The following is a 22,824-nucleotide window of genomic DNA, read 5'->3' as shown; positions in this document are numbered from 1 at the left end:
GCATCGCCGTTTTGTTTTCGCGTTCGCCCGCCATGGGCGAGCGGAACCCCGAGGCCCCGATGACCGCACTCAAACACACCCCGCTGCACGCCGCGCACGCCGCGCTCAACGCCCGCATGGTCGACTTCGGCGGCTGGGACATGCCCGTCAATTACGGCTCCCAGCTCGAGGAACACCGCGCCGTGCGCACCGACGCGGGCATGTTCGACGTGTCGCACATGTGCGTCGTCGATTTCCGCGGCGCGCGCGTGCGCGCCTTCTTCGAACACGCGATCGCCAACCACGTCGGCAAGCTGCGCACGCCCGGCAAGGCGCTCTACTCGTGCCTGCTGAACCCCGAAGGCGGCGTGATCGACGACCTGATCGTCTACTACTTCACCGAAAACTTCTTCCGCGTGGTGGTGAACGCCGGCACCGCCGAGAAGGATCTGGCCTGGTTCACCCAACTGAACGCCGAGGGCGGCTTCGGGCTCGACATCACGCCGCGCCGCGATCTCGCGATCGTCGCCGTGCAAGGCCCGAACGCGCGCGCCAAGGTGTGGGACACGGTGCCGGCCGCGCGCGCCGCCACCAGCGAACTGAAGCCGTTCAACGCCGCGCAGGTGGCGGACACGCCGTTCGGCGAGCTGACCGTGGCCCGCACCGGCTACACCGGCGAGGACGGTTTCGAGGTCATCGTGCCGGCCACCCACGTCGAGGCGCTCTGGCACGCGCTGGCGGCCCACGGCGTGCGCCCGGCCGGGCTCGGCGCGCGCGACACGCTGCGCCTCGAAGCCGGCATGAACCTCTACGGCCAGGACATGGACGACAGCGTCTGCCCGCTCGACGCGGGACTCGCCTGGACCGTCGATCTCACCACGCCGCGCGAGTTCGTCGGCCGCGCCGCGCTCGAGGCCCGCGGCCAGCGCAGCGCGTTCGTCGGCCTGATCCTCGAGAAGGAAAACGGCAAGGCCGGCGGCGTGCTGCGCGCCCACCAGACCGTGCTGACCGAGCACGGCGAGGGCGAGATCACGAGCGGCACGTTCTCGCCCACCATGCAGGAGTCGATCGCGTTCGCGCGCGTGCCGGCCGGCGTCGCCGCCGGTGCGACCGTGCAGGTGCGAATCCGGGACAAAAACCTTCCCGCGCGCGTGGTAAAACTCCCGTTCGTGCGCAACGGCAAGGTGCTGGCCGCCTGACGGCCACCCGCCCTGCGCGCGAATCTCAACGCACACACCACAATCTCAGGAGCATCCGATGAGCAACGTCCCGGCCGATCTGAAATACACCGACGAACACGAGTGGATCCGCACCGAGGCGGACGGCACGCTGACGATCGGCATCACCGATCACGCGCAGGCCACACTTGGCGACATCGTCTTCCTCGAACTGCCGCAAGTCGGCAAGCAGGCGAAAGCCGGCGACCCGGTGGGCGTCGTCGAATCGGTGAAAGCCGCCTCCGACATCTACGCACCGGTGTCGGGCGAAATCATCGCCATCAACGACGACGCCGTCGACACGCCGGAATCGGTCAACGAAGACGCCTACGACGCCTGGCTCTTCAAGGTCAAGCTCGCGCCGGGCGCCAACACCGACGCGCTGCTCGACGCCGATGCCTACAAGAAGCTGATCGACTGACCCTCTGTCCACCCTGGCGGCGCGCCCGGCCACGGCGCGCGCCGCAACCCGCCGGAACGCCATGAAGCTCGAACACCCGGATCACCTGATGAACCGCACGCCCCTCTCGCTCGCCGCACTCGAAACCCACGACGCGTTCGCCGAACGCCACATCGGGCCCGACGCCGCCAGCCAGCAGGCCATGCTCGACACGCTCGGCTTCGCCTCGCGCGCCGCGCTGATCGACGCGGTGATCCCCGCCGCGATCCGCCGCACGGAAACGCTGCCGCTCGGCGCGTTCACGCAGCCGAAGAGCGAGGCGGAAGCGCTCGCCGCGCTGCGCGAGCTGGCCGGCAGAAACCAGGTGTTCCGCTCGTTCATCGGTCAGGGTTATTACAACGCGCATACGCCGGCCGTGATCCTGCGCAACGTGCTCGAGAACCCGGCCTGGTACACGGCCTATACGCCGTACCAACCCGAAATTTCGCAGGGGCGCCTCGAAGCGCTCCTGAACTTCCAGCAGATGGTGACCGACCTCACGGGCCTCGCGATCGCCAACGCGTCGCTGCTCGACGAGGCGACCGCCGCCGCCGAGGCGATGACGCTGCTGCAGCGCAACGGCAAGCCGAAGTCGAACGTGTTCTTCGTCGCCGACGACGTGCTGCCGCAGACGCTCGAGGTGATCCGCACGCGCGCCGAGCCGATCGGCATCGAGATCGCGACCGGCCCGGCCTCGCAGGCCGCCCACGCCAACGCGTTCGGCGTGCTGCTGCAATACCCGGGCGTCAACGGCGACGTGCATGACTACCGCGCGCTTGCCGACGCCGTGCATGCCGCGGGCGGCCACGTGGTGGTGGCGGCCGACCTGCTCGCGCTGACGGTGCTCGCCGCGCCGGGCGAATGGGGCGCGGACGTGGCGGTGGGCAACACCCAGCGCTTCGGCGTGCCGGTCGGCTTCGGCGGCCCGCACGCGGCCTACCTCGCCGTGCGCGACGAATTCAAGCGCCAGATGCCGGGCCGCCTGGTGGGCGTGACCGTCGACGCTCAGGGCAAGCCCGCGCTGCGCCTCGCGCTGCAGACGCGCGAGCAGCACATCCGCCGCGAGAAGGCCACCTCGAACGTCTGCACCGCGCAGGCGCTGCTGGCGATCATGGCCAGCTCCTACGCCGTCTACCACGGCCCGCGCGGCCTGAAGACGATCGCGCTGCGCGTGAACCGGATCGCCGCGCTGCTCGACGCAGGCCTGAAACAGCTCGGCTACGCCACCGTCAACGAAACCTTCTTCGACACGCTGACGATCGAGGCGGGCGAACGCGCCGCCGCGCTGCACGAAGCCGCCAGCGCCCGGCGCATCAACCTGCGTCGCGCCGGCGCGACGCGGGTGGGCGTGTCGATCGACGAAACCACCACGCGCGCCGACCTGGCCGACCTGCTGGCGATCTTCGCCGAGGTGGCGGGCGCCGCGGCGCCGGGCGTCGACGCGCTGGAAGCCGCGCTGCCCGGCAGCGCCGCGCTGCCGGCCGGCCTCGAACGCCAGAGCGCGTACCTCACGCACCCGGTGTTCAACCGCCACCATTCCGAAACGGAAATGCTGCGCTACCTGCGCAGCCTGTCCGACAAGGATCTCGCGCTCGACCGCTCGATGATCCCGCTCGGCTCCTGCACCATGAAGCTCAACGCCACCTCGGAGATGCTGCCGGTGACCTGGCCCGAGTTCGGCCAGATCCATCCGTTCGCGCCGCAGGAGCAGACGGTCGGCTATCGCGAGATGATCGCCCAACTCGAGGCGATGCTGGTGGCCGCCACCGGCTACGCGGCCGTGTCGCTGCAGCCGAACGCGGGCTCGCAGGGCGAGTACGCGGGCCTCCTGATCATCCACGCCTATCACGCCTCGCGCGGCGAGGGCCATCGCGACGTGTGCCTGATCCCGGCCTCGGCGCACGGCACCAACCCGGCCTCGGCGCACATGGCCGGCATGAAGGTGGTGGTGGTGGCCTGCGACGCGCAGGGCAACGTCGACGTCGCCGATCTGCGCGCCAAGGCCGAGCAGCACTCGGCGAACCTCGCGGCGATCATGATCACCTACCCGTCCACCCACGGCGTGTTCGAGCAGAACGTGCGCGAGATCTGCGAGATCGTGCATGCGCACAGCGGCCAGGTGTACGTGGACGGCGCGAACATGAACGCGATGGTCGGCCTGACCGCGCCGGGCCAGTTCGGCGGCGACGTGTCCCACCTGAACCTGCACAAGACGTTCTGCATCCCGCACGGCGGCGGCGGCCCCGGCGTCGGCCCGGTCGCGGTCGGCGCGCACCTCGCGCAGTTCCTGCCGAACCAGCGCTCGACCGGCTACGCGCGCGGCGAGCACGGCATCGGCGCCGTCTCGGCCGCGCCGTATGGCTCGGCCTCGATCCTGCCGATCTCGTGGATGTACGTGGCGATGATGGGCGCGCGCAACCTGACGGCCGCCACCGAAGTGGCGATCCTCAACGCGAACTACATCGCGCGCCGCCTCGCGCCGCACTACCCGGTGCTCTATTCGGGCCCGGGCGGCCTCGTCGCGCACGAATGCATTCTCGACCTGCGGCCGATCAAGGAATCGAGCGGCATCACCGTCGACGACGTGGCCAAGCGCCTGATGGACTACGGCTTCCATGCGCCGACCATGAGCTTCCCGGTGCCGGGCACGCTGATGGTCGAGCCGACCGAATCGGAATCGCAGGAGGAACTCGACCGCTTCATCGACGCGATGATCGCGATCCGCGAGGAAATTCGCGCCGTCGAGGACGGCCGCGCCGACCGCGAGGACAACCCGCTGCGCCACGCGCCGCACACGGCCGCGGTGGTCACCGCCAACGAGTGGACGCACGCCTACACGCGCGAGCAGGCCGCGTTCCCGGTGGCCTCGCTGGCGGCCGGTAACAAATACTGGCCGCCCGTCGGGCGCGCGGACAACGTCTACGGCGACCGCAACCTGTTCTGCGCGTGCGTGCCGATGTCCGACTACGCCTGAGCCCGGCGGGACGGGACGGCCGGGCGGACCCATCGCGCGCCGCCATGCCGTGCGTCATCGCATCCGCCGCGCGGGCGCGGCGGCGCGGTCGCGTTCGTTTCCAAGTCCGGATAACATCACACACCGCCATCCAGCCAATCGAGGAGTTCCGCATGGTGCGTAAGGTGTTTCCGGACAGGGCGCGAGCGCGCGCGCGAACCTGGCGCACGCTCGCGCCGGCGTTCGCGGCCTGCGTCGCGCTGGCGGCCGCGTCGCAGGCGCGCGCGGCGATGAATTTCTGCGCGGCGCCCGCGCTGCAGAGCAACGAGGTGACCTCGGCCGAGCCGGGCGTGCAGGCGCTGGTACGCAGCGTCGAGGCACGCGTCAACGAGCAGCCGAAGGCGCTCGCCCACCTCCATACCGAGGGCCTGCTGCCGCACGAGGGCATTCGCGACGCGAGCGAGGCCGCGCTCGACGACATGGAACTGATGCGCGACGCCGCGCTGGCCTGGCGCGTGACCAACGACGCGCGCTATCTCGCGCTCGTGAACCGTTTCCTGCTGGCCTGGGTGACCACCTACCAGCCCGATTTCGATCCGATCGACGAGACCCGTTTCGAAAGCCTGATCGTGGCCTACGACATGACCGCGAGCACGCTGCCGGTGAAGACGCGCAACGCCGCCGCCGCGTTCATCGCCAAGCTCGGCGCCGGCTACGTCGCGCAGATCGAGGCGCAGAAGCGCCCGCTCACGGGCACCTGGCGCAACAACTGGCAGAGCCACCGGATCAAGCTGATCGCGCTGGCCGCGTTCACGCTCGGCGACCGCAAGATGATGAACGCCGCGCAGCGGCTGTTCGTCGAACACCTGGCCGACAACATCGGCCCCGACGGCACCACGCTCGACTTCACCGAGCGCGACGCCGTGCATTACGCCGTCTACGACCTGCAGCCGCTCGTGACGGCCGCGCTCGCCGCGCGGCGCTTCAACCGCAACTGGCTGCGCGAGCGCGGCGCCAACGGCGCGACGCTCGAAGCCGCGCTCGACTGGCTGGTGCCGTATGCGCGCGGCGAAAAGACCCACGAGGAGTTCGTGAACTCCACGGTGGCATTCGACGCGAAGCGCCGCGAGGCCGGCCTGCCCGGCTACTCGGGCCCATGGTCGCCGAAGAACGCCACGGAACTGTTCTACCTGGCCGCCCGCCTGGACGGCCGCTACAACAGCGTCGCGCAGCTGCTCGCGCCGCAGCCGCCCGCCTGGGTGGCCGCCTGCCTGCCGCTGCCGGCACGTTAATCCCCAGAAGCACCCAGAACCACAGGAAATCCCCATGGCAGTCAGCGTGTTCGATCTTTTCAAAATCGGGATTGGCCCGTCCAGCTCGCATACGGTGGGACCGATGCGCGCCGCGCTGATGTTCGTCCAGGGACTCGAGCGCGACGGCCTGCTCGAGCGCACCGCCGCCGTGAAAGTCGACCTGTACGGCTCGCTCGGCGCGACCGGCAAGGGCCACGGCACCGACCGCGGCGTGATGCTCGGGCTGATGGGCGACGCGCCCGACACGGTCGATCCCGATACCATCGACGCGCGGCTCGCCGAGGTGCGCGACACGCGCAAGCTGGCGCTGCTGGGCCGCCATCCCGTGCCGTTCGTGCTGAAGGAGCAGATCGGCTTCTACCGGCAGGCGCTGCCCGAGCATCCGAACGCGATGACGCTGCGCGCGCGCGACGCGGCCGGCGAGACGCTGCGCGAGACCACCTACCTGTCGGTGGGCGGCGGCTTCGTGGTGACGGCCGGCGCGCCGAACACGAAGGTGCTGAACGCGGCAGAACAGATGCCCCACCCGTTTCGCAGCAGCGCCGAGCTGCTCGAGCTGACGGCCAGCACCGGCAAGTCGATCGCGCAGCTGATGTGGGACAACGAGCGCGCCTGGCACGACGAGGCCACCACGCGCGCCGGCCTGCTGAAGATCTGGGACGTGATGCAGTCGTGCGTGTCGCGCGGCTGCGGGATCGACAACCCCGACGCGAACGGCACGCTGCCCGGCCCGTTTCAGGTCAAGCGCCGCGCGCCGCAGCTGTACCGCACGCTGACCGGCAACCCCGAGCAGGCGCTGCGTGATCCGCTCTCGATGATCGACTGGATCAACCTCTACGCGATCGCCGTGAACGAGGAAAACGCGGCGGGCGGGCGCGTGGTGACCGCGCCGACCAACGGCGCGGCCGGCATCATCCCGGCCGTGCTGCACTACTACATGCGCTTCACGCCCGGCGCCAACGAACAGGGCGTGATCGACTTCCTGATGACGGCCGCCGCGATCGGCATCCTCTACAAGCTCAACGCGTCGATCTCGGGCGCCGAGGTGGGCTGCCAGGGCGAGGTGGGCGTGGCCTGCTCGATGGCGGCCGGCGCGCTCGCCGCCGTGCTCGGCGGCACGCCGCGCCAGGTCGAGAACGCCGCCGAGATCGGCATGGAACACAACCTCGGGCTGACTTGCGACCCGGTCGGCGGGATGGTGCAGATCCCCTGCATCGAGCGCAACGCGATGGCCTCGGTGAAGGCCGTCAACGCCGCGCGCATGGCGCTGCGCGGCGACGGCAGCCATTACGTGTCGCTCGACTCGGTGATCAAGACGATGCGCGAGACCGGCGCCGACATGAAGACGAAGTACAAGGAAACCTCGCGCGGCGGGCTCGCGGTGAACATCGTCGAGTGCTGATCGTCACCGCGGCCGCGCCGGCCTGAGGCGGCACGGCCCCCGGCGCGGCGGATGGGCGGGATCGCGTCGATTCGGGGCAGGAGCGGCGGCGCGGCATGGCATTTGCCGCTGGCGCCGCGCCGTGCCCGAGCCGCGCCGGCCGCCGGTTCTCCATGCTGGGCGTTGCCGACGCCATCGGCACCCGCCCGGCCTCGATCCGCCCCCATCCACCCCTCTCCGGCATCCTCCGCCACGTCCCGCGCATCCGGCGTAAGCTATCCCTCTCGCCACCGAGGGAGCCCGCCACTCATGTCGATCACCCCGGAGTCCGCCGTCCCCGCCGCCAGCGTCACCGGCGCCCGCCTGCTGGTCGATGCGCTGCTCGCGAACCGCGTCGAACGCGTATTCTGCGTCCCCGGCGAGAGCTTCCTCGCCGTGCTCGACGCGCTCGCCGACGAAACCGAACGGATCGGCACCGTCGTCTGCCGCCACGAGGCCGCCGCCGCGAACATGGCCGAGGCGGTCGGCAAGCTGACCGGCCGGCCCGGCGTCGCGCTCGTCACGCGCGGCCCCGGCGCCACGCACGCGTCGATCGGCGTCCACACCGCGTTCCAGGATTCCACGCCGATGATCCTGCTGATCGGCCAGTGCGCGCGCGAACACCTCGACCGCGAGGCGTTCCAGGAGATCGACTACCGCCGCATGTTCGGCGAACTCGCCAAGTGGGTCGCGCAGATCGACGACGCGCGCCGCATCCCCGAATACCTGAGCCATGCGTTCCACGTCGCCACCTCCGGCCGGCCCGGCCCGGTGGTGCTCGCGCTGCCCGAGGACGTGCTGTCCGAGCCCTGCGCGCCGCAGCCGGCGGCGCCGGCCGCGAAGCGGATCGCCGCCGCGCCGTCCGAGGCGCAGCTCGGCGAGCTGCGCGAGCGGCTCGCGCGCGCCGAGCGGCCGGTGGTGATCGCGGGCGGCAGCGGCTGGAGCGTGGACGCCTGCGCCGACCTGCGCCGCTTCGCCGAGAGCTGGCAGTTGCCGGTGGCCTGCGCGTTCCGCTATCAGGACACCTTCGACAACGAGCATCCGCTCTATGCCGGCGACGTCGGGCTCGGCATCAACCCAGCGCTCGCGCGGCGCATCGACGCCGCGGACCTGCTGCTCGTGATCGGCCCGCGGCTCGGCGAGGCCACCACCGGCGGCTACACGCTGCTCGAGATCCCGAAGCCGCGGCAGACGCTGATCCACGTCCACCAGGGTGCCGACGAACTGGGGCGCGTCTACGCCGCCGACCTGCCGATCGTCTCGGGCATGCCCGAGATCGCCGCGAGGCTGGCCGCGCTCGCGCCGCCCGAGGTGCCGGCGTGGGCCGGCAGCGCGGCCGAGGCACACGAGGCGTATCTCGCGTGGCGCCGGCCGCTGCCGATGCCGGGCCGGCTGCAGCTCGGCGAGATCATCCAGCAGCTGCGCGAGCGGCTGCCGCACGACGCGATCGTCACCAACGGCGCCGGCAATTACGCGACCTGGCTGCACCGCCATTACGCGTACCGGCTGTTCCGCTCGCAGCTCGCCCCCACCAGCGGCGCGATGGGCTACGGCGTGCCGGCGGCGCTCGCCGCGAAATCGCTCTATCCGCAGCGCGTGGCCGTGGCGCTGGCCGGCGACGGCTGCTTCATGATGGCCGGCAACGAACTCGCCACCGCGATGCAGTACGGGCTCGCGATCATCGTGATCGTCATCAACAACGGCCATTTCGGCACGATCCGCATGCATCAGGAGCGCCATTACCCGAATCGCGTCCACGGCACCGCGCTGACCAATCCCGACTTCGCCGCCTACGCACGCGCGTTCGGCGCGCATGGCGAGACCGTCGTCGACACCGCCGGCTTCGCGCCCGCGCTCAAGCGCGCGCTGGCGAGCGGCCTGCCCGCGCTGATCGAGATCCGGGTGCCGCAGGAGGCGTCCACGCCGGCCGCGACGCTCGAACAGATTCGCGAACAGGGGCGCCGTGCGCGCGGTGAGACGACTTGAGGCGACGTGGGGCGACGTGAGGCGGGGCGATCGTGACTCGTTCGGGATCGGGGCGGCGGCGTGGCGGCCGTGCCGGTTGAGGCCTGGCGTCGGACCCGGGCCGGCCGCGCGCCATTCGACGGCGCGTCCTCGCGATCAGTTGCGGGTCGCGCTATGGCGCCGTCGACGCCGTCGCTCGAGTCAGCCCCGGCAGTTGATGAAGTGTGACGGCGGACCGCGCCGGCCGCGCGCCGTCTGATGGTGCCGCCTCGGCCGATCGACCGGAGGCGGCTCGCTTCACGGCACCACCAACACCATCGCTCGCGCCGCCGCTGACGCATTGCGCGCGACGCGCCGACCGCAAGCCGCGCCGCGCACTTCGCCACCCGCTTCACCACCCGCTTCACCACCCGCTTCGCCGCGCGATCGGCCGCTTCGCCGGCGGGACGCCCCGAATCGCGCGGCTGGCGCTAACATCGACGGCGAACGCGCCGGGCCGCCGGCGTCGCCCCGAGGAACACACCGCCCATGAAACCCCAAGCGCCGGCCGCCGGCGAAGCCGCGCCGAGCCGGTTCGACGCGCTGCGCCATCCCGGCACGCTGCTCGCGCCCGAGCGCAGGCTCGTCGCGTCCTACGATCTGGAAGTGGCGGGCCAGTCACCGGCCGGCCACATCGCGGCCACCGAGGCCGATGCCGGCCTCCTCAACGCGGCCGAGCGGCCGTTCCGGCTCGACTATGCGCGGCTCACGGAAGTCCATGTGATCAACGGCATGGGTGTCGCGCTAGGTGACTCGATCATCGGGCTGACCGCGCTGGCCGCGTTGCGCGCCGCGCATCCGGCGCTGCGCTTCGTGCTGTATCGGCCGGCGCGCCTCGCGGCCCACGTCGAGGCGCTGTACCGGCTCGCCGGCAGCGAGCCCGCGGCGCCACGCACGCTGCCCTGGCCGCTCGACGCGCTGCCGCGGGCGGCGACGCGCATCGACGTCGGCAACCAGCTCTATCGGCCCGCGTTCGCGACGCTGCCGATGATCGACTACTTCCTCGACGCGCTCGGCGCCGATCCGGCGTCGATCCCGGCCGCCGCCAGGCGCAACCGCTGGCTCGCGCGGCTGGCACTGCCAGCGCTGCCGGACGGCTGGCGCCGGCGCCCCTACGCGCTGCTCTGCGCCGATGCGAGCACGCCGCTGCGCAGCATTCCGGCGGCCGAACGCGCCGCGCTCGTCGAACGGATCGCGCGGCGCTACGGGCTGCCGGTGGCCGGCTTCGGCCCGGTCGCGCATCGCGCCTACACCGACGTGTCCGCGCTGTCGCCCGACACCGCCGCCTATCTCGCCTGGGTCCGCGACGCGCGCGTGCTGGTCGGCGCCGACAGCTCGGCGATCCATGTCGCCGACGGCTTCGAGGTGCCCACGCTGGCCTGCTTCACCAGCATCACGCCCGAAATGCGCGTGCGCGACTATCCGCACTGCGTGGCGGCACGCCTCGACGTGCCGGCCGCCCTGCGCGACCGGCACGCGAGCGACGAGCCGGCCCACCTCGCGGCGGTGGCGGCGGCCTATCGCGCGTTCGACTGGGACGCGATCGCGTGGCCCCGGGCGCGCGACTGAATCCGCCGCCTCAACCCGCCTCAAACCGTCGCATCGCGCAACGCCTCGGACGGCCGCATCCCGAACATGCGCCGGTAGTCGTTCGCGAACTGGCTCGGATGCCAGAAACCCCAGGCGGCGGCCACGTCCTGCACCGAACCGGCCGCGCGGCCGCACAGGTCGCGCCGCGCCCCGTTCAGCCGCAAGGCGCGCAGGTAGGCGGCGGGGGCCATCCCGAGCACGTCCTGAAAGCAGTTCTGCAGCGTGCGGCGGCTCACGTGCAGCTGCTCGCAGAGTTCCGGCACGCCCACCGCGCGGCCGCGATGCGCGAGCACGTAATCGCGCGCCTGCGCGACGATCCGGCGCCGCCGCGCCGGCGCGAGCGCGTCCGAGGCCGCCTGCCGCGCCGCGTCCGGCCCCGCGCAGACGTCGAACAGCGCCGCCAGCACGGCCGCCTGCAGTTCATGCCGCTCGCGGCCGGACAGCGCCGCGCGCGGGCTCGCCGCGCCGTCGAGCGAGGCGGCCAGCAGCGCGCGCAGCCGCGCGAGCCGCCCGCCGCCGGCGTGGATCATCGGGCACGGCAGACGGTCGTCCAGGCCCGCGTGCTCGACCTGCTCCGCGTAGCGGCGCAGCACGTCGCCGCGCACCACCACGCCGTAGATCGAGAACGCGGCCGGCGTCAGCAGCTCGAACCCGAGGTTGCCGGGCCGGCAGGCGAAGCCGTCGGCCGCGATCGGCTGCGCGTCGATCCGTGCGCCGCCGTCCGGTACCGCAGGAATCCCGAACCAGTACGCGTCGCCGCGCACTTCGCAGGCCTGCCGCAGCGTGTGGCTGGTGGTTTCGCGAAACAGCTTCATGGTGTCGAGCGGCAGCTCGGTCAGCGTGCCGACGAAGCGCCCGGCCGCGAGCTGGTCGTAGGTCTGGCGCCAGCCCACCAGGTTGCGCGCCTGCTCGTCGGCGTCGTGCGCGACGCTGACCACCGCGCGTCCGGCCGGCGCGTCGGCGCCGTCCGCGCCGCGCCGCGTGTCCTCGGCCGTGGCGTCGGCGCCCGGCATGGCGCCGCCGGCCGACGCCCGGCCCGCTCCGCTCGCTGCGTTCATCGCTGCCCTCCCTCGTCCATCGCCGGAATCATGCAAGTCCCGTGCCGAAACCAGGCTGGTATCGAAGTGGCCTCCGCCGCCGCCATCCCCCGTTCCCGCTGATCGGGCGCCCGGCGCAGTGCTCAATAGCGGCACAACGTCGCACCCTTGGATCGTGCCAATTTTGCACAGCCGGATCCGGCCGGCGCGGCGCGATTCGGCGCCCGCGCCGCCGCACCGGCGCGTGCCGCCCGCGCACCGCGGCGCGGCGGGCTGGCACGCTTTTGGCGTATCGAACGGGCCCTGCCGGCTTGATCGACGAGCCGCCGCAGCGTTTTCCCATATCGAACATGCGAGGAGCGACACGATGAATCACGCCGAGATGCAACACCTGAACATCGAATTCCCGTACCGCAAGCAATACGGGAACTTCATCGGTGGCGAATGGATACCGCCCGTCGGCGGCGACTATTTCGACAACGTCTCGCCCGTCACGGGCCAGCCGTTCACCGCGATCCCGCGCTCGCAGGCGGCCGACATCGAGCTCGCGCTCGACGCGGCGCACGCGGCGCGCGCCGCCTGGGGCGCGACCCCGGCGGCCGAGCGCGCGGGCATCCTGCTCAAGATCGCCGACCGCATGGAAGCGAACCTCGCGCGCCTCGCGGTGGCCGAGACGATCGACAACGGCAAGCCGCTGCGCGAGACCACCGCGGCCGACATCCCGCTCGCGATCGACCATTTCCGCTATTTCGCGGGCTGCGTGCGCGCGCAGGAAGGCTCGATCGCCGACATCGGCGGCGACCTGGTGGCCTACCACTTCCACGAGCCGCTCGGCGTGGTCGGCCAGATCATTCCGTGGAACTTCCCGATCCTGATGGCCACCTGGAAGCTCGCGCCCGCGCTGGCGGCCGGCAACTGCGTGGTGCTGAAGCCGGCCGAGCAGACCCCGGCCTCGATCCTGGTGTGGGCCGAGCTGATCCAGGACCTGCTGCCGCCCGGCGTGCTCAACATCGTCAACGGCTTCGGGCTCGAGGCCGGCAAGCCGCTCGCCTCGAGCAAGCGGATCGCCAAGATCGCGTTCACGGGCGAGACCTCCACGGGCCGCCTGATCGCCGGCTACGCGAGCGCGAACCTGATCCCGGTCACGCTCGAACTCGGCGGCAAGAGCCCGAACATCTTCTTCGCCGACGTGATGGACCGCGACGACAGCTACTTCGACAAGGCGCTCGAAGGCTTCGCGATGTTCGCGCTGAACCAGGGCGAGGTCTGCACCTGCCCGTCGCGCGCGCTGGTCGAGGAAAGCATCTACGAGCGCTTCATCGAGCGCGCCGTGCAGCGCGTGGAAAAGATCCGCCAGGGCCATCCGCTCGACGCGCAGACCATGATCGGCGCGCAGGCCTCCGAGGAGCAGCTGGAGAAGATCCTGTCTTACATCGACATCGGCCGCCAGGAAGGCGCCGAGTGCCTGACGGGCGGCGCGCGCAACACCATGACGGGCGAACTGGCGAGCGGCTTCTACGTGAAGCCGACCGTGTTCCGCGGCCACAACAAGATGCGCATCTTCCAGGAGGAAATCTTCGGGCCGGTGCTGTCGGTGACGACCTTCAAGAACGAGGCGGAAGCGCTCGAGATCGCCAACGACACGCTCTATGGCCTCGGCGCCGGCGTCTGGACCCGCGACGGCAACCGCGCCTATCACTTCGGCCGCGACATCCAGGCCGGGCGCGTCTGGACCAACTGCTACCACGCCTATCCGGCGCACGCGGCGTTCGGCGGCTACAAGCAGTCCGGCATCGGCCGCGAGACGCACAAGATGATGCTCGATCACTACCAGCAGACCAAGAACCTGCTGGTCAGCTACAGCGACAAGCCGGCCGGCCTGTTCTGACTCGCGTTCGCCCCGCCGCCGCCGATCGATCCACGACGGGCGGCGGAAGGGGACTTGGACAGGCGTCGGCGGCGGATCGCCGGCGCTTTTTTTTGCACCCGGCCCGACGCGCGTGGCCTGATGCGTCCGGCGCGACGCGTCCGGGCGTGATGCGCGCGCCACGCGCCGCCGCCCTTCCCGCCGGCGTCGGTCATTCGACCGATACCGTGCGCGGCACCCGCCTGCGATGCTGGACGCCTCTTCAACACGAAGCGGAGTCGCCATCGTGGACCGTTCCCCTCATTCCCTTCCCGCGCAGGACGAGCCCTGGCTCAAGCGCTATTACTTCACGCGCACCGCGTTCTCCGTGATCTGGGCCGCGCTGGCCTTTTCGATCGGCCGCCAGGCGCCCGCCGTGGCCGCCGTGCTGCTGGTGATCTACCCGGCCTGGGACGCGCTCGCCAACGGCATCGACATGTCGCGCAGCGGCGGAGCGGGCGCCAACCGCACCCAGGCGATCAATCTCGTCATGAGCGTCGCCGCCACGCTGGCCGTGGTGGTCGCGCTGCAGTCGCGCGACGGCGGCGGGCTCGGTATGTTGGGCGTGTTCGGCGCCTGGGCGATCGTGGCGGGGCTGCTGCAGCTCGGCACCGCCCTGCGCCGCTGGAAGTCGGCCGGCGGCCAGTGGCCGATGATCCTGAGCGGCGCGCAGTCGGCGCTGGCGGGCGCCGCCTTCTTCGCGCAGGCGCATGCCCCCGTCACGCAGGCGATCACGAGGATCGGCGGCTACGCCTGCGTCGGTGCGCTGTACTTCCTGATCTCGGCGGTGACGATCGTCGTCACCGAAAAGCGCCGGCAGCGCGTGCGCGCGTCCTGACGGCCGCGCCCTCCCCTCCCCGCCAACGAGCTCACGGATGGATCACGCTTGCGAGGCAATCGGCCTGATCGGACTCGGCGCGCTGGGGCAGCCGATCGCGCAGAACCTGCTCGACGCCGGCTACCGCCTGAGCGTCCACAACCGCACCGCCAGCAAGGCCGACGACCTGCTCGCGCAGGGCGCGCGGTGGGCGCCGCGCGCCGCCGACGCGGTGCCGCCGGGCGGCGTCGTGATCAGCCTGCTCTGGGACGATGCGTCGGTGGAGGCGCTGGTGCGCAGCGAGGACTTTCTCGAGCGGCTCGCCGAAGGCGGCGTGCATGTGTCGATGAGTACGCTGTCGCCCGAAGGCTCGCGGCGGATCGCGGCGCTGCACGCGCGACACGGCTGCACGCTGGTGGAGGCGCCGGTGTTCGGGCGCCCCGAGGCGGCCCGCGTCGGGCGGCTGATCGCCGCCTGCGTCGGCCCGGAGGCGGCGAAGCAGCGTGTGCGCCCGGTGCTCGCCGCGCTCGGCGTGCAACAGGTATTCGATTTCGGCGCCGCGTTCGGCCACGCGCTCACCGTCAAGCTGATCGGCAATTTCCTGATCTTCTGCGCGGCCGCCGCGCTCGAAGAGGGCCTCACGCTCGCGCGCCACGCCGGACTGGATCCGCGCGCGGTGGCCAACCTGTACACGTCCACGCTGTTCGCCTCGCCCGTCTACGTGAACTACGCGCGGATGATCACCGAGGGCGCCTCGCCGTTCGGCGACAACGCGATTCCGGCGAAGGATCTCGACCTGCTCCGGCAGGCGTCCGGGCAAGCCGGCGCGCCGGCCGCGATGGCGGATTTCCTGCGTGCGACCCTGCTCGGGCAAGGCCGCGAGTCGTGACCGAACCAAGCAATCGGGCCACGGCTTCCGGTCACCGCCGCGCGTCGATCCGTTCGTGATCCGCACCTTCCGGCAGCAGCGCGTCGCTGTCGTCCTTGAGCCCGACGCCCGTCAGCCCGAGCCGCCGCGCCTGCGTCAGCAGATAGTGCAGCTTGTGCGCGGCGGCGGCATGCGGCAGCCCTTCGGGCCGCACGTTCGAGATGCAGTTGCGCTGCGCGTCGTGGCAGCCCACCCGCGGCGCATGGGTCAGATACACGCCGAGGCTGTCGGGCGAACTGAGCCCCGGCCGCTCGCCGATCAGCATCGCCACGAAGCGCGCGCGCAGCAGCTCGCCGATCTCGTCGCCGAGGGCGACGCGCGCCTGACGCGCCACCACCACCGGGCCGAGCCTCCAGCCGTCGGCCTCGAGCCGCCCGCGCACCGCGTTCAGCAGCGGCAGCGCCTGCTTCGCGGCCGCGAACGCCGACAGTCCATCGCCGATCACGAACACCAGATCGGGCTGGCCCGCGCCGCCGGCGGCCGCGCCCAGCGCCGCGCGGCTCGGATCCGACAGGCGCCGGCCGAGGTCGGGGCGCCGCAGGTAATGCTGGCGATCGGGCGCGGCGCTGTCGGCCGCCAGCGTCGCGAAGCCGGCCGCCTCGAGTTCGCCGCGCAGCCGGTCGGCGTCGAGCGGCTGATGCACGGCGTCGCGCGCCTGCGCATGCGAGAGGTTGAACGCGAGCAGCGGCGCGGTGGGCAGGCTGCTGCCCGCGCGGCCCAGCGCGATGCGCGCGTTCGTGAACGACTTCAGCGCGCCCCACGGGTTCTTCTCGACCGGGTCCGTCATGCGCCGAGCCCCATCCACGCGTCGGCCCCGGCCAGCAGCGGCGTGCGCACCGAGGCCGGCAGCAGCGCGCCCTTCGCGTCGGCGATCTCCATCGCCTCCAGCCATTCCTCGAACTCGGGTGCGCGCCGCAGCCCCAGCACCTCGCGCACGTAGAGCGCGTCGTGGAACGAGGTGCTCTGGTAGTTCAGCATCACGTCGTCGGCACCGGGGATGCCCATGATGAAGTTGATGCCCGCCGCGCCGAGCAACGTCAGCAGCGTGTCCATGTCGTCCTGGTCGGCCTCGGCGTGGTTCGTATAGCAGATGTCGCAGCCCATCGGCACGCCGAGCAGCTTGCCGCAGAAGTGATCCTCGAGCCCGGCGCGGATGATCTGCTTGCCATCGTACAGGTACTCGGGGCCGATGAAGCCGACCACCGTGTTGACGAGGAACGGCCGGAACCGGCGCGCCACCGCGTAGGCGCGCACCTCGCAGGTCTGCTGGTCCACGCCGTGATGCGCGTTGGCCGACAGCGCGCTGCCCTGGCCGGTCTCGAAGTACATCAGGTTGTCGCCGACGGTGCCGCGCTTCAGCGAGCGCGCGGCCTCGTGCGCCTCGTCGAGCAGCGCGAGCGAGATGCCGAAGCTCGCGTTGGCCTGCTCGGTGCCGGCGATCGACTGGAACACCAGGTCCACCGGCGCGCCCCGCTCGATCGCCGCGATCGTGTTGGTGACGTGGGTCAGCACGCAGGACTGCGTCGGCACGCGGTAGCGCTCGCGGAACGCATCGATCATCACGAGCAGCTTCGTGATCGCGGCGAGGCTGTCGGTGGCGGGATTGATGCCGATCATCGCGTCGCCCGAGCCGTACATCAGGCCGTCGAGCATCGAGGCGGCGATGCCCTTCACGTCGTCGGTCGGGTGGTTCGGCTGCAGCCGCACCGACATGCGCCCCGGCAGCCCCACCGTGTTGCGAAAGCGCGTGACCACGCGGCGCTTGCGGGCCGCCGCGATCAGGTCCTGGTTGCGCATCAGCTTCGAGACGGCCGCCATCATCTCGGGCGTGAGGCCCGGCGCGACGCGCTCCAGCGCGGCGCCGTCGGCGGCCGGCGACAGCAGCCAGTTGCGGAACTCGCCCACCGTCAGGTGCGCGAGTTCGGCGAACGCGGCCGCGTCGTGCGTGTCGACGATCAGCCGCGTGACCTCGTCGCGTTCGTAGGGGATCAGCGCCTCGTTCAGGAACGCCTTGAGCGGCACGTTCGCGAGCGCCATCTTCGCGGCCACGCGCTCCTCCTCGCTGGCCGCCGCGATGCCGGCCAGCTGGTCGCCCGAGCGCAGCGGGCTGGCGCGCGCGAGCAGCGTCTTCAGGTCCGCGAAGCGGTAGGTGCGCGAACCGATCGTCTCCGTATGGGCCATCTGCAACTCTCCTGCGAATCAGTCGGCGCGGTCGGCGCGCGTCATTCCTCGAGCAGCGCCTCGGCCGGCGCGGCCGCGCGCTGCGCGCGCGTCGCGATGAAATAGCCGTAGCCGAGCCCGACGATCACCAGGAAGATCAGCGCGACCAGCGCGTTGAAATAGACCATGGTGGCGAGGCACACCAGCGCGGCGGCCAGCGCGAACGCCGGGAACAGCGGATAGAGCGGCGCGCGGAACGGCCGCGCCATCGCCGGCTGGCTGCGGCGCAGCTTGAACAGCGCGGCCATGCTGACGATGTACATCACGATAGCGCCGAACACCGACATCGTCACGATGTTCGCGGTCAGCGTCTGGCCGCCGAACTGGATCAGCTCGTCGCTGTAGATCGCCGCGATGCCGACCACGCCGCCCGCGAGGATCGCGCGGTACGGGGTGCGAAAGCGCGGGTGGACCTTGGCCAGCCATTCGGGCAGGTAGCCCTCGCGCGCCAGCGCGAAGATCTGGCGCGAATAGCCGAGGATGATGCCGTGGAACGACGCCACCAGGCCGAACAGGCCGAGCCAGACCAGCATGTGCATCCAGCCGCTGTGCTCGCCGACGATGGTCTTCATCGCCTGCGGCAGCGGATCGTTGATGTTGGCGAGCTTCGTCCAGTCGCCCGCGCCGCCCGCGAACACCATCACGCCGATGGCGAGCACCACCAGCGTGAGGATGCCGGCCACGTAGGCGATCGGGATCGAGCGCCGCGGGTTCTTCGCCTCCTCGGCGGCCATCGCCACGCCCTCGATCGCGAGAAAGAACCAGATCGCGAACGGGATCGCCGCGAACATGCCGGAGAACGCGCCGGACGAGAAGTGCTCGGCGCCGCCCCAGCCGCCCTTCGAGAAGTGTTCCCACGAGAAGCCCGGCGACACCACGCCCATGAACACCAGCAGCTCGAAGATCGCGAACAGCGTGACGATCAGCTCGAAGGTGGCGGCGATCTGCACGCCGACGATGTTGAGCGCCATGAATACGAGGTAGGCGCCCATCGCCGCGTGCTTCGGCTCCAGCGACGGGAACTGCACGTGCAGGTAGGCGCCGATCGCGAGCGCGATCGCGGGCGGCGCGAACACGAACTCCACCAGCGTGGCGATGCCGGCCAGGTAGCCTCCCGCCGGGCCGAACGCGCGGCGCGCGTAGGCGAACGGGCCGCCCGCGTGCGGGATCGAGGTGGTCAGCTCGGTGAAGCTGAAGATGAAGGTGGTGTACATCGCGGCGATGAACAGCGCCGTGACGACGAAGCCGAGCGTGCCGGCGCTGGCCCAGCCGTAGCTCCAGCCGAAGTATTCGCCAGAGATCACGAGGCCGACCGCGATCCCCCACAGCTGCCAGGTGCCGAGGGTCTGCTTCAACGCCGGCCCCGGCGCGCCGCCCGCTGCGGGACGGCCGTTCGACTCTGCGTGCATCGCGTGTTCTCCTTGGGTGGAACCCGTTCGGGCCGGCCGCGCCAGATGTGGCGCGGCGGGAACGGGTGATCGACCACCGATGCTAGAGAGTCATAAATCCGCGCGTTATCGAAAATCGGCAAACATGGCGGACGCTACGGTCAGCGAAGTGATTGGCGCGGAGCAGGAAGCGGGCCCGCGCGCGGCGGCGTTCCGGTGGTTGGCGCGACTGGCGTCGATTGCGTGAATCCAGCGGATTGCGCCGGTTTCGTACCATGCGCGGGCGCCGGCGTCCGCCCGGTCGCCGATATCCGTGGAGATTCGCGCATGGCAAACCGTCGGACCGAGATCCGGCAACAGGCGCCGATCGAGGTGCTGGCGATCGTGCACGTCGGCCCGTATCCCGGGATCGGCGGCGCGTTCGCGCAGCCGGCCGCGCGGGTCGGCGCGCGCGGGCTGTTCGGCCCCCATGCGCGCCGCCTCGCCGCCTTCCACGACAATCCCGGCACCACGCCGGCCGACCGGCTGCGCTCGCACGCCTGCTTCGCGCTCGGCCCGGGCACGGCCGCGCTGGACACGCCGCCGCCCGTCACGCGCCTGACCATCGCGGGCGGGCTCCATGCCGTGTACCTGCATCAGGGGCCGTATCCGACGCTGCCTGGCGCGTATCGCCGGCTGTTCCAGGAATGGCTGCCGGCGTCGGGGCGCACGCTGGCCGAGGCGCCGTCGTTCGAGATCGATGCGGACGATCCACGGACCACGCCGCCCGGCCGCGCCGCTGACCGGGATGCCCGTGCCGCTGCGCTGAGCGACGCGCGACCGGCGCCGGCCCGGTTCGACGCGTGTCCGCGGTTCAGCGCATGCGCGTCCCGCAATGCACGCACCAGCGCGCGGCCGGGTCGAGCGGCGCGCGGCAGCGTCGGCAGACCGGGGGCGGGCTCGAATCGCCGGCGCGCAGCCGCTTGAATCCGGGGCGCCGGCTCGCGGTGCAGTCGGGGCGTGCCGGGCTGCCGCCGGGCGCGCCGCCGTTTAGCGCTCCGCCACGGGGCGCTCCATTGTCAGGCGCTCCGCACCGGCCACCGCGTCCGGCGCGCGATCCGGGCGCCAGGCCGTGCAGCAGCCGGTCGAACCATCTCGCGAGCTGCCCCATGTCATCCTCCGTCAGCGCGACGCGCGCAGCAGCCGCAAGCCGTTGGCGACCACGATCAGGCTCGCGCCCGCATCGGCGAACACGGCCATCCACATCGTGCCGAGCCCGGCCAGCGTGAGCCCGAGGAACACCAGCTTCACCACCAGCGCGAAGCCGATGTTCTGCAGCAGCACGCGGTGGGTGGCGCGCGAGAGCCGCACGAACGCGGGGATCTTGCGCAGGTCGTCGTCCATCAGCGCGACGTCGGCCGTCTCGATCGCGGTGTCGGTGCCCATCGCGCCCATCGCGAAGCCGATATCGGCGCGCGCGAGCGCGGGCGCGTCGTTGATGCCGTCGCCGACCATCCCCACCGCGCGGCCCTGCCGCGCCAGCTCGGCCACCGCCGCGAGCTTGTCCTCGGGCAGCTGGCCGCCGCGCGCGTCGTCGATGCCGACCTCGCGCGCGATCGCCGCGGCGGTGTGCGCGTTGTCGCCCGTCAGCATCGCCGTGCGGATGCCGAGCGCATGCAGCTGCGCCACCGCCTCGCGGCTGGTGTCCTTGACCGTGTCGGCCACCGCGAACAGGCCGAGCACGCGCGCCGCGTCGCCGAGCATCACCACGGTCTTGCCCTGCGCCTCGAGTTCGGCCACGCGCGCGTCGAGCGGCGCCGAGGCACGGCCGAGTTCGACCGCGAGCCGGTGATTGCCGAGCCAGTAGGCCGCGCCGCCGATCTCGCCGCGCACGCCGCGCCCGGGCAGCGCCTCGAAGCCGTCGACCTCGGCGAACGCCCGCACGCCCTCGGCCGCCGCCGCGGTCGCGATCGCCTGCGAGACCGGGTGGTCGGAGCGGCTCGCGAGGCTCGCGCCGAGCCACGCGATGCGCGCCGGCTCGACGTCGCGCGCGAACGGCTCGGCATCGGTGCGCACCGGCCTGCCGTGCGTGAGCGTGCCGGTCTTGTCGAGCGCGAGCCAGCCGAGCTTGCGGCCCTCTTCCAGATAGACGCCGCCCTTCACGAGGATCCCGCGCCGCGCCGCGGCCGCGAGCCCCGAGACGATCGTCACCGGCGTGGAGATCACCAGCGCGCAAGGGCAGGCGATCACCAGCAGCACCAGCGCGCGATAACACCAGTCGTGCCACGCGCCGCCCGCCAGCAGCGGCGGCGCGATCGCCACCACCAACGCGATCGCGAACACGATCGGCGTGTAGACGCGCGCGAAGCGGTCGACGAAGCGCTGGGTGGGCGCCTTCGCGCCCTGCGCCGCCTCGACCGCGTGGATGATGCGCGCGAGCGTGGTGTTCGAGGCCACCGCCGTGACGCGGTACTCGAACGAACCGGCCTCGTTGATGGTGCCCGCGAACACGGCGTCGCCGGGCGCCTTCTCGACGGGCAGGCTCTCGCCCGTGATCGGCGCCTGGTTCACCGTGGAGCGGCCGGCCACGAGCGCGCCGTCGAGCCCGATGCGCTCGCCCGGACGCACGCGCACGATCGCGCCGAGCGCGACCTCGGCGGCCGCCATCGGTGCCCAGCTGCCGTCGGGCCGGCGCACCGTGGCCGTGTCGGGCGCGAGCCGCATCAGGCCCTGGATCGCGTTGCGCGCGCGGTCGAGCGACTTCGCCTCGATCAGTTCGGCGATCGTGAACAGCACCATCACCATCGCGGCCTCGGGCCACTGGCCGATCACCATCGCGCCCGTCACGGCGATGCTCATCAGCGCGTTGATGTTCAGGTTGCCGTTGCGGATCGCGATCCAGCCCTTGCGATAGGTGGTCAGGCCGCAGAGCGCGACGGCGGCCACCGCGAGCAGCGCCGCGAGCCAGATCGGCAGGCCGGCCCAGGTCAGCGCCTCGGAGCCGAGCGCCGCCGCGCCAGCCGCGACGAGCGGCCAGAGCGGCTTGGCCTCGGGCGCGGGCGCGCCGCCGGCGGCGGCATCGGCGCCGGCCGCCTCGGGCGTCATGCCCAGCGAGCGGATCGCGGCGGCCACCGCGTCGGCCGCTCCCGGCGCATGCACCACCGTCAGCATCCGCTGCATCAGGTTGAAATCGAGCGTGGTGACCGTGGCCATGCCGCCCAGCTTCTTGCGGATCAGCGTCTCCTCGGTCGGGCAGTCCATCTGCATGATGCGGAACGCGGTGCGCTCGCTGCCGTCGGCGAGACGGCTCGTACCCGGCAGCGGCGCGAGCGAGAGCGCGGCGGGCGCGCAGCAGCTGGCGCCGTGGTCGTGGTCGTGGTCGTCGTGATCATGCGAATGTGCGTGGCCCGACGCGCCGCCGTGATCGTGCGAGTGCTCGTGGCCCGACGCATGGCCGTGGTCGTGGCCGTGCGAATGGCCCGACGCGTGATCATCGTCATGATCGTGCGAACACGCCCCGGCCCGCGGCGCATCATGCGCATGCGCGGCGCCACCGCAGCACGCCGACGCCTTGCGCGGCACCGCCGCGTCGGCCTCCCCCACTTCGGACAGCTCGTTCGCCTGGGCCATGACC

At 71.7% G+C, this 22,824-nt stretch carries 16 protein-coding genes; 11 read left to right on the top strand and 5 right to left on the bottom strand.

What is annotated here, in order from left to right; all coding sequences use genetic code 11:
• Positions 1 to 59 precede the first annotated feature (59 nt).
• The 7 genes from gcvT (at position 60) to bpln_RS00455 (ending at position 10,894) form a co-directional block, all read left to right on the top strand.
• Positions 60 to 1,178 (top strand): glycine cleavage system aminomethyltransferase GcvT, encoded by a 1,119-nt coding sequence (gene gcvT / locus bpln_RS00485; protein ID WP_042626344.1) that lies wholly within the window; start codon positions 60 to 62, stop codon positions 1,176 to 1,178.
• Between the two features lie 58 nt (positions 1,179 to 1,236).
• Entirely contained in the window at positions 1,237 to 1,617 is a 381-nt protein-coding gene (gcvH, locus tag bpln_RS00480; RefSeq protein WP_042623512.1) for a glycine cleavage system protein GcvH, read from the top strand.
• Positions 1,618 to 1,678: 61 nt separating this feature from the next.
• The gene (gcvP, locus tag bpln_RS00475; protein ID WP_055137851.1) at positions 1,679 to 4,609 is read left to right on the top strand and encodes an aminomethyl-transferring glycine dehydrogenase; all 2,931 of its coding nucleotides are present in this window, start codon (positions 1,679 to 1,681) and stop codon (positions 4,607 to 4,609) included.
• Between the two features lie 152 nt (positions 4,610 to 4,761).
• Positions 4,762 to 5,880, top strand: a complete 1,119-nt coding sequence (locus bpln_RS00470) for an alginate lyase family protein (RefSeq protein ID WP_042623510.1) — start codon at positions 4,762 to 4,764, stop codon at positions 5,878 to 5,880.
• Positions 5,881 to 5,914: 34 nt separating this feature from the next.
• Positions 5,915 to 7,303 (top strand): L-serine ammonia-lyase, encoded by a 1,389-nt coding sequence (locus bpln_RS00465; protein ID WP_055137850.1) that lies wholly within the window; start codon positions 5,915 to 5,917, stop codon positions 7,301 to 7,303.
• 288 nt (positions 7,304 to 7,591) lie between these two features.
• Positions 7,592 to 9,307, top strand: a complete 1,716-nt coding sequence (locus bpln_RS00460; RefSeq protein ID WP_055137849.1) for a thiamine pyrophosphate-binding protein — start codon at positions 7,592 to 7,594, stop codon at positions 9,305 to 9,307.
• A gap of 507 nt (positions 9,308 to 9,814) precedes the next feature.
• A complete protein-coding gene (locus bpln_RS00455; RefSeq protein ID WP_042623507.1) occupies positions 9,815 to 10,894 on the top strand; it encodes a glycosyltransferase family 9 protein in 1,080 nt (359 codons plus the stop codon).
• A gap of 20 nt (positions 10,895 to 10,914) precedes the next feature.
• Here bpln_RS00455 and bpln_RS00450 read toward each other — a convergent pair whose 3' ends face one another.
• Entirely contained in the window at positions 10,915 to 11,973 is a 1,059-nt protein-coding gene (locus tag bpln_RS00450; protein WP_420807348.1) for a helix-turn-helix domain-containing protein, read from the bottom strand.
• Positions 11,974 to 12,319: 346 nt separating this feature from the next.
• Here bpln_RS00450 and adh point away from each other — a divergent pair, with 346 nt between their 5' ends.
• From adh to bpln_RS00435, 3 genes are all read left to right on the top strand, one after another.
• Entirely contained in the window at positions 12,320 to 13,840 is a 1,521-nt protein-coding gene (adh, locus tag bpln_RS00445; RefSeq protein ID WP_042623506.1) for an aldehyde dehydrogenase, read from the top strand.
• 262 nt (positions 13,841 to 14,102) lie between these two features.
• Positions 14,103 to 14,696 carry a hypothetical protein gene (locus bpln_RS00440; RefSeq protein ID WP_055139413.1) on the top strand — a complete coding sequence of 198 codons (594 nt, stop codon included), beginning with the start codon at positions 14,103 to 14,105 and terminating at the stop codon, positions 14,694 to 14,696.
• 37 nt (positions 14,697 to 14,733) lie between these two features.
• Positions 14,734 to 15,564, top strand: a complete 831-nt coding sequence (locus tag bpln_RS00435; protein ID WP_055137848.1) for an NAD(P)-dependent oxidoreductase — start codon at positions 14,734 to 14,736, stop codon at positions 15,562 to 15,564.
• A 31-nt stretch (positions 15,565 to 15,595) separates the two neighbouring features.
• Here bpln_RS00435 and eutC read toward each other — a convergent pair whose 3' ends face one another.
• The 3 genes from eutC to eat are packed head-to-tail and all read right to left on the bottom strand — an operon-like array spanning position 15,596 to position 19,232.
• Positions 15,596 to 16,390, bottom strand: a complete 795-nt coding sequence (eutC, locus tag bpln_RS00430) for an ethanolamine ammonia-lyase subunit EutC (RefSeq protein ID WP_055137847.1) — start codon at positions 16,388 to 16,390, stop codon at positions 15,596 to 15,598.
• Positions 16,387 to 17,784, bottom strand: a complete 1,398-nt coding sequence (locus bpln_RS00425) for an ethanolamine ammonia-lyase subunit EutB (protein WP_055137846.1) — start codon at positions 17,782 to 17,784, stop codon at positions 16,387 to 16,389. The genes eutC and bpln_RS00425 overlap by 4 nt, the downstream gene beginning before the upstream one ends.
• A 41-nt stretch (positions 17,785 to 17,825) precedes the next feature.
• The gene (gene eat / locus bpln_RS00420) at positions 17,826 to 19,232 is read right to left on the bottom strand and encodes an ethanolamine permease (RefSeq protein ID WP_042623502.1); all 1,407 of its coding nucleotides are present in this window, start codon (positions 19,230 to 19,232) and stop codon (positions 17,826 to 17,828) included.
• Between the two features lie 306 nt (positions 19,233 to 19,538).
• Here eat and bpln_RS00415 point away from each other — a divergent pair, with 306 nt between their 5' ends.
• Positions 19,539 to 20,177, top strand: a complete 639-nt coding sequence (locus bpln_RS00415; protein ID WP_244131971.1) for an AraC family transcriptional regulator — start codon at positions 19,539 to 19,541, stop codon at positions 20,175 to 20,177.
• Positions 20,178 to 20,372: 195 nt separating this feature from the next.
• Here bpln_RS00415 and bpln_RS00410 read toward each other — a convergent pair whose 3' ends face one another.
• On the bottom strand, positions 20,373 to 22,820 hold the full coding sequence (locus bpln_RS00410; RefSeq protein WP_148653915.1) for a heavy metal translocating P-type ATPase: 2,448 nt from the start codon (positions 22,818 to 22,820) through the stop codon (positions 20,373 to 20,375).
• Between the last annotated feature and the right edge of the window lie 4 nt (positions 22,821 to 22,824).

It is taken from the genome of Burkholderia plantarii (assembly GCF_001411805.1).
GTDB lineage: Bacteria > Pseudomonadota > Gammaproteobacteria > Burkholderiales > Burkholderiaceae > Burkholderia > Burkholderia plantarii.
Note: the sequence above shows the minus strand (reverse complement) of the source record. Positions and strands in the feature narration are given on the sequence as shown.

What these genes read in the sequence shown, in the direction of transcription:
- gcvT (WP_042626344.1), top strand. Translation starts at nt 60, where the DNA reads ATGACCGCACTCAAACACACCCCGCTGCACGCCGCGCACGCCGCGCTC.
- gcvH (WP_042623512.1), top strand. Translation starts at nt 1,237, where the DNA reads ATGAGCAACGTCCCGGCCGATCTGAAATACACCGACGAACACGAGTGG.
- gcvP (WP_055137851.1), top strand. Translation starts at nt 1,679, where the DNA reads ATGAAGCTCGAACACCCGGATCACCTGATGAACCGCACGCCCCTCTCG.
- bpln_RS00470 (WP_042623510.1), top strand. Translation starts at nt 4,762, where the DNA reads ATGGTGCGTAAGGTGTTTCCGGACAGGGCGCGAGCGCGCGCGCGAACC.
- bpln_RS00465 (WP_055137850.1), top strand. Translation starts at nt 5,915, where the DNA reads ATGGCAGTCAGCGTGTTCGATCTTTTCAAAATCGGGATTGGCCCGTCC.
- bpln_RS00460 (WP_055137849.1), top strand. Translation starts at nt 7,592, where the DNA reads ATGTCGATCACCCCGGAGTCCGCCGTCCCCGCCGCCAGCGTCACCGGC.
- bpln_RS00455 (WP_042623507.1), top strand. Translation starts at nt 9,815, where the DNA reads ATGAAACCCCAAGCGCCGGCCGCCGGCGAAGCCGCGCCGAGCCGGTTC.
- bpln_RS00450 (WP_420807348.1), bottom strand. Translation starts at nt 11,973, where the DNA reads ATGAACGCAGCGAGCGGAGCGGGCCGGGCGTCGGCCGGCGGCGCCATG.
- adh (WP_042623506.1), top strand. Translation starts at nt 12,320, where the DNA reads ATGAATCACGCCGAGATGCAACACCTGAACATCGAATTCCCGTACCGC.
- bpln_RS00435 (WP_055137848.1), top strand. Translation starts at nt 14,734, where the DNA reads ATGGATCACGCTTGCGAGGCAATCGGCCTGATCGGACTCGGCGCGCTG.
- eutC (WP_055137847.1), bottom strand. Translation starts at nt 16,390, where the DNA reads ATGACGGACCCGGTCGAGAAGAACCCGTGGGGCGCGCTGAAGTCGTTC.
- bpln_RS00425 (WP_055137846.1), bottom strand. Translation starts at nt 17,784, where the DNA reads ATGGCCCATACGGAGACGATCGGTTCGCGCACCTACCGCTTCGCGGAC.
- eat (WP_042623502.1), bottom strand. Translation starts at nt 19,232, where the DNA reads ATGCACGCAGAGTCGAACGGCCGTCCCGCAGCGGGCGGCGCGCCGGGG.
- bpln_RS00415 (WP_244131971.1), top strand. Translation starts at nt 19,539, where the DNA reads ATGGCAAACCGTCGGACCGAGATCCGGCAACAGGCGCCGATCGAGGTG.
- bpln_RS00410 (WP_148653915.1), bottom strand. Translation starts at nt 22,820, where the DNA reads ATGGCCCAGGCGAACGAGCTGTCCGAAGTGGGGGAGGCCGACGCGGCG.